Annotated in this window: 3 protein-coding genes; 2 read left to right on the top strand and 1 reads right to left on the bottom strand. The window is 71.9% G+C overall.

Annotated elements, in window-relative coordinates:
* Positions 1–848, bottom strand: an 848-nt coding sequence (locus tag G6020_RS09320) for a bifunctional methylenetetrahydrofolate dehydrogenase/methenyltetrahydrofolate cyclohydrolase (RefSeq protein ID WP_182610421.1), incomplete at its 3' end; no start/stop codon positions are given.
* Positions 849–908: 60 nt separating this feature from the next.
* Here G6020_RS09320 and G6020_RS09315 point away from each other — a divergent pair.
* Together G6020_RS09315 and G6020_RS09310 are read left to right on the top strand one after the other, a co-directional pair.
* Positions 909–1,400, top strand: a complete 492-nt coding sequence (locus tag G6020_RS09315; RefSeq protein ID WP_182610420.1) for a tRNA (cytidine(34)-2'-O)-methyltransferase — start codon at positions 909–911, stop codon at positions 1,398–1,400.
* Between the two features lie 14 nt (positions 1,401–1,414).
* Positions 1,415–1,773: zinc ABC transporter substrate-binding protein (locus tag G6020_RS09310; protein ID WP_182610419.1), on the top strand; the 359-nt coding region annotated here is incomplete at its 3' end.

Here is a 1,773-nt window from a genome sequence, read left to right as displayed (position 1 = left end):
GCGGCGAGCCGCTCGCAGCGCTCGACCACGTTGGCCAGCAGGAACGCCCGCGTGAGCGGACCGACGCCACCCGGGTTCGGGGAGACCGAACCGGCGACGTCCCACACGTCCGGGTGGACGTCGCCGGCCAGCTTCCCGTCGAGCCGGGACACCCCCACGTCGAGGATCGCCGCGCCCGGCTTGACCATGTCCGGCGTGAGCATGTGGGCCACCCCGGCCGCGGCCACGATCACGTCGGCCCGCCGCGTCTCGGCGGCCAGGTCCCGGGTTCCGGTGTGGCACAGGGTGACGGTCGAGTTCTCGCTGCGGCGGGTGAGCATCAGCCCGATCGGGCGCCCCACGGTCACCCCGCGGCCGATCACCACCACGTGTGCCCCGTCGAGTTCGACACCGAAACGCCGCAGGAGGTGGATGGCGCCGTTGGGGGTGCACGGCAGAGGGGCCGTCGCGTTGAGGACCAGCTTGCCGAGGTTGACGGGGTGCAGGCCGTCCGCGTCCTTGGCCGGGTCGATGCGCTCGAGGATCGCGTTCTCGTCGAGGTGCTTCGGCAGCGGTAGCTGAACGATGTACCCGGTACACGCGGGATCGGCGTTGAGCTCGTCGATCACGGCCTCGAGCTCGGCCTGACCGGTCTCGGCGGGCAGGTCACGCCGGATGGAGGCGATGCCGACCTGCTCACAGTCGCGGTGCTTCATCTTGACGTAGGAGTGGCTGCCCGGGTCGTCGCCCACCAGGACCGTTCCCAGCCCCGGGGTGATGCCCTTGTCGCGCAACGCGGCGACCCGGTCGGTGAGGTCGGCGACGATCTCGTCGCGGGTGAGCTTTCCGTCCAGCTTGATAGCGGTCACGGGCGCCAGTATCCCACTCCGGAGCGGCCACGTCGCCAGCGCACTGCGAGAATGGCCGCCATGACCGGAGCCGGCGTGCGTGTGTTGTTCGACCGACCCCGCATCCCCCCCAACACCGGCAACGCGATCCGGCTGGCGGCGGGGGCGGGGTGTGAACTCCATCTGGCCGGGCCACTGGGCTTCGACCTGTCCGAACCGCAGCTGCGGCGGGCGGGGCTCGACTACCACGACCTGGCGCACGTGGAGGTCCACGAGGATCTCGAGGCCGCGTACGCCCGACTGCTCCCGGCGCGGGTGTGGGCGTTCACCGTGCGGGCCGACCGCTCGCTGCCGGAGGTCCGGTTCTCCCCCGGTGACGTCCTGCTGTTCGGGCCCGAGCCCACCGGTCTGGCCCCGGACGTGCTGGCCGACGAGCGCGTGACCGCGACGGTGCGCATCCCCATGCTGGCGGGTCGCCGCTCCATGAACCTGTCCAACGCCGCCGCCGTGGTGGTCTACGAGGCCTGGAGGCAGCAGGGCTACCCAGGCGGTATGGATATTCCGCCACTTTGACTTAATATTTCGGTATGCCGAAATCTCATCTGGCCGGGGGCCGCAATTCCCGGGGCGGTCGCCGGCGGCCCGGGTCCCCCGCGGCCGCGGTCGTCGTCGCACTCGTGACCGCGATCGTGGCGGCCGCCTGCACCACCGGCACCTGGGGGGCGGTCGACGTGGACGACCGGCCCCGGTTCGCCGCCCGGGAGGCCGACGACAGGGTCGTGGTGGCCACGACCTTCACGATCCTCGCGGACATGGCCCGCCGCGTCGGTGGGGACCGGGTCCGGGTGGAGTCGGTGACGACCCCGGGCGCCGACGTCCACCAGTACGAGCCGTCCGTCGACGACCTCAAGCGGGTCGAGGGCGCGGACCTGGTGGTGAGCAACGG

This window comes from Dietzia sp. B19 (assembly GCF_014145155.1).
GTDB classification, from domain to species: domain Bacteria; phylum Actinomycetota; class Actinomycetes; order Mycobacteriales; family Mycobacteriaceae; genus Dietzia; species Dietzia natronolimnaea.
This window is presented reverse-complemented; position numbering and strand designations above follow the sequence as displayed.